We start from the raw sequence: 7,651 nt of genomic DNA, 5'->3' as shown, positions 1-7,651 counted from the left end.
TTGCTGCTCAAGACGCCGGTTTTCGTGATGAAGAGGGCATGAAGATCATCCCGCTGCCGCCGGTAGAAGAAGATGTCGCGCCGATTTTCTACACCATCCCACTGCAGCTGCTCTCTTATCACGTGGCCGTGAACAAGGGGACCGATGTGGATCAGCCGCGTAACTTGGCGAAGTCGGTGACGGTGGAGTAAGAATATAGCGTAGCTATCTTTCTACACTGATACGGTTAATTTAATTCTAAAAATCCCCATACTCTAATTAGAGGTGGGGATTTTTATTTGTGTCACCCTGTTTGTTTTAATTGTGTGACTAGATTGTGTGATCTTGGTTGTTAGTTCTGCGGTGAAAGTGTCGTTTCTAAAATAGGAGAGATGAATCGGACGGAAATAAGACAAGATGATAAATGGTGGCTTTAATAATTGGCGTAATGTCTGGGAGAGTAAAACTCTCAGCGATAGCCACTCGTTGTTATCGGCATTAATTCAGGCTAATGGTTTTGATACTGGTTGTGGCGATTACTCGGAGTCGCAATGGCTACATATGGCCGAAGATTTAGTGGCTCGTGCTCAGCTTGACTCTGCATCGTCTGTTTTAGAGTTTGGTTGTGGTAGTGGTGCATTGTTATTGGCTTTACAGCAGCTCAGTGGCTGTGCGATAGCGGGAAGTGATTACAGCTCGGCATTAGTGGATATTGCGCGCACGCATCTGTCGGGAGTGTTTGTTGCTGGTGAGGCTCGTGACAGGTTATTTCCAGCGAATCAATATGATATGGTTTTATCCCATTCGGTTTTTCAGTATTTCCCGTCGATGCAATATGCCGAACAGGTGATCGACGCGATGTTGACCTGTCTAAAATCCGGAGGAACCCTGTTTTTGCTGGATTTGAACGATCAAAGAAAAGAGTCGGATTATCATGCTGAACGGATGTCGGGTTATAAAACTCCGCATGAATATCAGCAGCGTTATCAACATCACCCGCATCAGTTTTATCAGCAAGGCTTGATTACGGAGATGCTGACTGCCCGAGGGTGCCATTCGGTGACTATTTTCCCGCATGCAGTGCGCGAATATAAAAACTCATCATTTCGCTTCAATGTAATGGCGACGCTATCTTAAGCGGTGAGGTATTGATGTCCGCGGTGACTTGAGATGGTGCACTCATCGTGATACATCGAGGCTGTTGCAGGCGAACCAACAGTCTATAAATGGCGCGTGCACTTAATGCCGTGAGGAGTAATACACTTCCCATGGCGGAGGCGGCGGCTAAATCTCCGGCATCATCCATATTCAATACCGCAATTGACGCTAACATCGTGTTAGGGCCATAAAGGAAGATCACGGCGGAAACCGTGGTTAATGCGTTGGTAAACAAGTAGAAAAACGAGTCAACTAGCGTTGATTGGCTGAGCGGTACGATCACCTTGTAAAAAGTGATACCGCGATTGACGCCAGACACGGTGCCTGCAGCTTCGTAGCGTGGGTTGATTTGCAGTAGAGTGGTACTGCTGGATAAAAACGGCACGGAAAAAAGATGGATCACGGTATTGATAACCAATATCAGCATGCCGTTGGTCCATGCCGAGACACTGCTAAATGTTAGTAGATAAGCTAAGCCAAGCACGGTGCCAGGCACACTCAGTGGTAGTAGGCTTAATAGGCGCAATCCCGTTTTGAGTGGTGGCCAAATCGCAGCGCGCTGTGCCAGATAGGCCACGATAAAGCAAAAGAGACTACCGCAAAGAGCAACACTGAAAGCAAATTGTAGCGAGTTAAGATACGACTGCCAGCTATAGCCTAAGGCGGCGAAGCGATAGTTGTCTAAGGTTAACGTAAAATCATAGGGCCAATAGTTAATGAATGAGCCCCAAACTACCACGCCAATCACACTAACAATGACCAGTGTCGGCAGCCAGCACAGCAAGGTAAATAGGCTATCGCGCAGCAACGATTTTCCCGGTAGGGCTGAATCAAAAACGCCAGAGAGACGTGCTTGTTTTTTCCGCGCCCAGTTGTCGACGATGAAGGCCAGTAACATAGGAAGCAGCAGCAATAAACTCAGCGCAGCACCCATGGGGAAATTGTGTAGCCCGATGATTTGTTGATAAATTTCGGTCGCCAGCAGGTTGTATTGGCCCGCCAGGACTTTAGCAATCCCGAAGTCGGTCATCGTTAGCGTGAATACAACAAAACAGGCACTGATGATCCCATACAAGCTGTTAGGCAGGGTGATGGTAAAAAATTGACGTCCGTTACCAGCGCCGAGCATTTCTGCGGCTTGATACAGCCGAGGATCAATGGCTCGCAGAGTGGTGCACAGCAGTAATACCGCGTGAGGAAGGGTAAATAAGACCCCACCCAGCGTTACGCCGAGTGGCCCATAAAGCGGAATATCGATGTAGTCACTGAATACACCCTGACCACCAAACAGGTACATTAATCCTAAGCACGGCAAAATCGATGGGACACACAGCGGTAGCTGTAAACTTAATTGCAGCAAAGTGCGACCAGCGAGACGCGTTTTCGTTAGCCCATAGGCAATCAAGTACGCAAGGGTGACGCTGAGTAGCGTGACCAATGCACTGATCGCTAAGGAGTGTTCTAGTGCCGATACTAGGCCGGGAGTATGCAGTAGCTGCAGCAGGTTGGTGATGCCATTAAATTGCCCGTTACTGTCTTGTAGACTGTAACGCAGTAACGTCACGATCGGCAGTAAAATACCACCCGCGAGTACCAATAGACACCCGAATGCCGCCAATGCAGTGAGGTGGTGGCGAGCGGTAACCGATAAACGAGAGCGTGAGGTTATAGCTGGCATCGCTTGTCCTGCGGTAGGCTGACTGCTACCAGCGAATGTTGCAGCAGTGGGCGCGCTTGCTCGGGGGGCAGATCTGCAAATATTCGTGTTTTTTGATCGCTCATTAATAAGCACAAACGATAAAACGGCCCAATCAATTGCGCACATTCCAGACGCATCACTTGCGTATCGGGCTGACGTAGTGTGAGCTCATCTGCGGGATGTACCGCGATTTGCTCATAACGGATCCCCCATGTGCCTTCATTGCTTGCGGCGGATGGCTCAATAATATTCATGTTGCCGATGAATTCAGCCACGAACCGATTTTTTGGGTGGAAATACAGCGCTTCTGGCGTACCGATTTGTTCGATCATCCCTTGATTCATGACCACGATGCGGTCGGCCAGAGCCATAGCCTCTTCTTGGTCATGGGTCACCATGATCACGGTGAGGCCGAGTTGAGTTTGTAGCCGCTTTAACTCACAACGCAGGGTTAAACGTACGCGCGCATCCAGAGCGGATAAGGGTTCATCTAACAAGAGTAGCGGGGGATGATTGGCTAGCGCACGTGCTAGTGCTACCCGTTGTTGTTGGCCACCAGACAGTTGTTGTGGGTAATGCTGGGCGGTATGGGACAAACCAATGAGCGATAACAATTCATCTGCGCGCGCTTGGCGACGCGTGCGAGGCCACTGTCGGCCGCGTAGGCCGTAGGTGATGTTGTCGCTTACTTTCAGATTAGGAAATAGTGCGTAGTTTTGAAATACCATGCCAAAACCGCGCTGACTCGCGGGCAGATGGCTAATGTCATGGCCTTGGAAAAACTGCTGACCTTGATCTGCCGGCTGTAAGCCGGCAATGATATTCAGTAAGGTGGTTTTTCCGCAGCCGGAAGGCCCAAGAAAACAGACAAACTCACCTTGTTTGACCGTCAGCGATACGCCGTGTAGAGCGCGGAAGCTGCCGTATTCTTTGACGATATGCTGCAATGCCAAAAACTCAGACATAGTATGCTTACCGTTGCTCGTAGTGTTGGCGCCAAGTCGCCAAAATCGCATCCCGTTGTTCGGCGGCCCACGGCAAATTGTTTGGGATCATCGCCTTATAAATAGCTTTACCTTCTTCGGTCATGAAGGCTTGGCGAGCGGTTATGCCTGAGAAATCGGCCCCAATTTTGGCGACATCTTCAGAGGCGAGCCAATCGAGCAGTGTCTGCGCGGCTTTTTGGTGCGCAGTGCCACGGATAATGCCACCCGCCTCCATTTCCCAGCCGGTTCCCTCACTGAAGGTCACGAGTTCGATTGGTGCGCGACGCTTGAGCAGCTTCTGGGCAAACGCCGAGGAGGAAAGGCCTATGGCCACTTCCCCTTGTGCGGCTAAGCTACAAGGTTTGCTACCAGAGTGAACGTACATTTTTACGTTTTTATTCAGCGCATCGTTGTATTGCCATGCCTTTTCTTCACCCCACATCTGGATCCACGCCGATAAATTCATAAAACCGGAGCCGGAGGAGAGGGGATTGGGCGCCGCAATTTGATCGTGGTAAATCGGGTTGGTTAAATCCTGCCAAGTTTTTGGATAGGGCAGGTTATATTTTTTCATTAACCGCGTGTTGATACACAGCGACGTGGCCCATGCGTTCATGCCAATCCATTGTGGCGGGGTATCTTGATCGCGCATGCTTGGCAATAGCTGAGCGAAGCCTGCCGGTTGGTAAGGTTGTAGCAGGTTTTGCTGCTTCAATAGCATCAAACTGGTGGCGGCTACACCAATTACGGCATCTGCCTTGGGCGCGTCCTTTTCCGCCAGTAATTTGGCTGTGATCACCCCGGTTGAGTCACGTACCCAATTGATTTTTATATCTGGGTGACGCTGCTCAAATTGTGTTTTATAGGTATCCAGCAATTCATTTTCAATTGCGGTGTATACCAGTAACGTGGTCGGTTGTGCGGCGTGTACGGCGCTGGTGTATGTTGCACAGCACAGCATCCAAGCCAGTAATCTGCAAAGTTTGTTCATTTAATCCAGCTTAAATTCATTTTTAATCGCGGTGATCAGCATATGGGCGATCTTATCGGATGGCCCTTTTTTACCGCTGAGATTCATGGAAACCAGACTGTCTAAAACGCGTTCGCGCAAATCGGAGCTACTGATCCCGTCAGTTCGTGGAAATATGACCAACTTATGCTCAGGAATGTGATTGGCGTTATCGCAACCATGTACCAGATAATCGATGTTATGCTCGATTAAAAAATCGTGATCGATGAGCCAGTTACAAGGAATAACTTCATCCACGTAGCGGATGCTTTCCAAGATCTCCTTACGCTCGGCGTAATTGAGCTCGGCGGTATAGCCTTTTTTGGTTTGAATTTCGTCATCGGTAGTGAGGGCGACAATGACGCGCCCCAATTCGCTGGCTTTTTTCAGCAGCCGAATATGTCCGTGATGGATTAAGGTGGCTGACATATCCACCAGAATTCTCTTTTCCATAGACTCCACTACTTGTTAATAAATGGCATGGTATTGCGGATAATCTGGTTCAGCATCTGAGTTGCCACGGTTTGTTGCTCTTCTTCGCTATCAGCATTTTCGTGCTGGCAGAACAGTTGCGTTTCAATTTGACCCAGATCGATCATTCCGTCATTGGATGTTTTTCCCTGCGAAGTTAAGCAATATTTATGCCTTTCATCGATGATGCACGCATAGTAAGGGGCATCCGGGAACAGACTTTCGGTAAAAATTTGTGAGCGCGCGCTGGAGCCGCCCAGTGTTTGTGGCAAGTTGGCATCATTGTGTAGTGGATCGGGAATTCCGGCACAGTGCAGAACGCTACGGAACAGATCAAAATGCTGTACCAACTCCTGGCTGTGTATGGCTGGAATATTGCGGCCAGTCATATAAAGTGGCACTTTGGTGCGCTCTTCATCCATAAAGAAATCTGATTCGATCAGGTAGGACTGACCATGATCGGACACCAGTGACACGATAATATCGTTCTGCTCATAGTGGCTGCGGATATAGTCGAACAGCACTTTCAGTTGGCGGTCAACATAGGCCACTTGCTCTCGATATTGGAACACTTTGGCAGCGCTGCGCTTTTTGCGTACGCTAGTCTCACCGGTTTTTTCACTCACACGGTGAGCTAATGGGGTTTTTGCTTGATGACTGATGCTGGTAGTAAACTCATCGGCAATGTCATGCAGATCCGGTAGACAGATCCACATCCAGTTATTCTTTTCACCAAAGGTATCTAAATGCTCGAGCGTCTCTTGAATGACGTGTCGGCTATCCATGGCCAACATAGCGGGCTGATACAAGAAGCGATCCATGCCTTTGCCATAACCCGTGACCGGCGTACTGCGCCAATCTCCCGAAATTTGGCTACAGAAGTAACCCGCTTGCTGGAACACCTCGGTATAGGTTGGCGTGCGTAACAGTGTTTGGCTGTCTTTGGCGGGATGGAACATGCGGTGGTTATAGGTATACAAACCGCTAAAAATGCTGGCGAGAGAAACATATGTCCATTCACCACTGCTGTAGCAGTTTTCAAACTGGGTTCCTTCGGCAAAGAAGGCTGCCGTGTTTGGCATTAAAGCGGACAATCCGCCCTCTTGTTCGATGAATTTTTGTGACAACCCATCAACAAAAATAGTTAACACCAGAGCTGGGCCAGCAGATTCACGCCGTAAAGTGATTGGATCGCCAATCATAACCGGATGCTGAGCGCTGAGGCTGAGATTATCACCGGCATTGAACGGCAAATAATGAAAGCGTTTTTCTGGCAGCGTATGCAGCAAGTAGTGCTCATCATTCACAGTAATATTGATGGGCTGTTGCGCATGAGTCGGCATGATTGGTAACAGGCATTTTTCATCGGCCTGATATTGATACTGGGTATGCGCTTGACCTGGCAATAATTCACAGCCCACCAGCATACGCTGTTGCTCACCGGATAAACTTAAGATCCCGGAGTTTGTGCGCTCTTCTCGGCTGCGGTCATACATACCGACGGCGTACTCTTTGTTATTGATAGAGATACCTTGTCCAAACACACATTGGCCGGTGACATCCAGTGGGAATACGCGTTGGTAGCCATTAAGTTCGCCGAGAGTGCGCATTTTGATCTGTTGGCGCTGTTCTTCAGGCAACAAGTCATCCAGATGACTGATGAGTTTTAGCGCGGCCTCTTGATCATGGGCGTGTAACGCCAGCCGATAGGCTTCGGTCGTGTCTCCGACGGCCGCATAGTAAGCGGCGAGCAGCGAACTAATTTCAGTGTTGAGCTCAAAACGCTGATTAATTTCGCGTATAAATGCGGGATCTAGGTTGGCGAGCTGCTCGGTTTTTTGGGCGAATTTTAGTTTTAGTAGCGCGCCATTGAGATCGAGAGGGCCGAGTGCTTCGAGCTGTTGAAGGGCCTCTTGCGCTTGGGCCATTTTATTGGTGAGCAAAAACAGCCGACCTTTTTTGGCCAGCGCACTGGAGGTTTGTAACGTGCTGATCATGATGTTATCCGTTATTTACTGAGGTAATCCGCAGACGTAGCCTGCGGATTACGCGGGCGTTACCCCAAATTCCCTACCACTGACACATTCTTGTCATCAGGAATTTCATTAAACGAAAGTACGCTCAGACCCGGGGCGCAGACGCGGGCGTAGCGTGACAGTAATGGGCGCAGCTGTGGCATAACCATCAGCAGTGGTGCGTGCCCAGCCATACGCATGTTGTCGACCACTTGTGGCAGGCTGTACTGCAGTTTTTCAATCACGCCCGGTTCGAGAGCAAAGCCATCGAGTTGGACGTGGCCGGCTTGCTGCGCCTGGCTCAGGGCGCCGAGCAGGATATTTTCCAGTTCGG

At 49.5% G+C, this 7,651-nt stretch carries 7 protein-coding genes and 1 pseudogene; 2 read left to right on the top strand and 6 right to left on the bottom strand.

Annotated features, from left to right (window positions below; translation table 11 throughout):
• Nucleotides 1–191, top strand: a pseudogene (locus ACRC27_RS08330) (glutamine--fructose-6-phosphate transaminase (isomerizing)); the annotation flags it as partial.
• A 205-nt stretch (nt 192–396) separates the two neighbouring features.
• Nucleotides 397–1,116 (top strand): class I SAM-dependent methyltransferase, encoded by a 720-nt coding sequence (locus ACRC27_RS08325; protein WP_152135455.1) that lies wholly within the window; start codon nt 397–399, stop codon nt 1,114–1,116.
• On the opposite strand, the gene ACRC27_RS08320 is transcribed toward ACRC27_RS08325, so the two are convergent.
• From ACRC27_RS08320 to ACRC27_RS08295, 6 genes are all read right to left on the bottom strand, one after another.
• Nucleotides 1,091–2,815 (bottom strand): ABC transporter permease subunit, encoded by a 1,725-nt coding sequence (locus tag ACRC27_RS08320; protein ID WP_438639656.1) that lies wholly within the window; start codon nt 2,813–2,815, stop codon nt 1,091–1,093. The genes ACRC27_RS08325 and ACRC27_RS08320 overlap by 26 nt on opposite strands.
• On the bottom strand, nt 2,803–3,801 hold the full coding sequence (locus ACRC27_RS08315) for an ABC transporter ATP-binding protein (protein WP_106911577.1): 999 nt from the start codon (nt 3,799–3,801) through the stop codon (nt 2,803–2,805). Before ACRC27_RS08315 ends, ACRC27_RS08320 begins: the two co-directional genes overlap by 13 nt.
• A 7-nt stretch (nt 3,802–3,808) precedes the next feature.
• Nucleotides 3,809–4,813 carry a putative 2-aminoethylphosphonate ABC transporter substrate-binding protein gene (locus tag ACRC27_RS08310; RefSeq protein ID WP_084977084.1) on the bottom strand — a complete coding sequence of 335 codons (1,005 nt, stop codon included), beginning with the start codon at nt 4,811–4,813 and terminating at the stop codon, nt 3,809–3,811.
• Nucleotides 4,814–5,284 carry an adenylyltransferase/cytidyltransferase family protein gene (locus ACRC27_RS08305; protein ID WP_233672324.1) on the bottom strand — a complete coding sequence of 157 codons (471 nt, stop codon included), beginning with the start codon at nt 5,282–5,284 and terminating at the stop codon, nt 4,814–4,816.
• A gap of 8 nt (nt 5,285–5,292) precedes the next feature.
• Nucleotides 5,293–7,299 (bottom strand): sulfatase-like hydrolase/transferase, encoded by a 2,007-nt coding sequence (locus ACRC27_RS08300; protein WP_438639655.1) that lies wholly within the window; start codon nt 7,297–7,299, stop codon nt 5,293–5,295.
• A gap of 59 nt (nt 7,300–7,358) precedes the next feature.
• A partial coding sequence (locus tag ACRC27_RS08295; protein WP_438639654.1) for an FHIPEP family type III secretion protein occupies nt 7,359–7,651 on the bottom strand: 293 nt, incomplete at its 5' end.

The sequence above is a fragment of the Plesiomonas sp. genome (assembly GCF_051650925.1).
GTDB lineage: Bacteria > Pseudomonadota > Gammaproteobacteria > Enterobacterales > CAMTGL01 > Plesiomonas.
The sequence above is the reverse complement of the archived record's forward strand: the minus strand, read 5'-3'. Positions and strand labels throughout refer to the sequence as shown.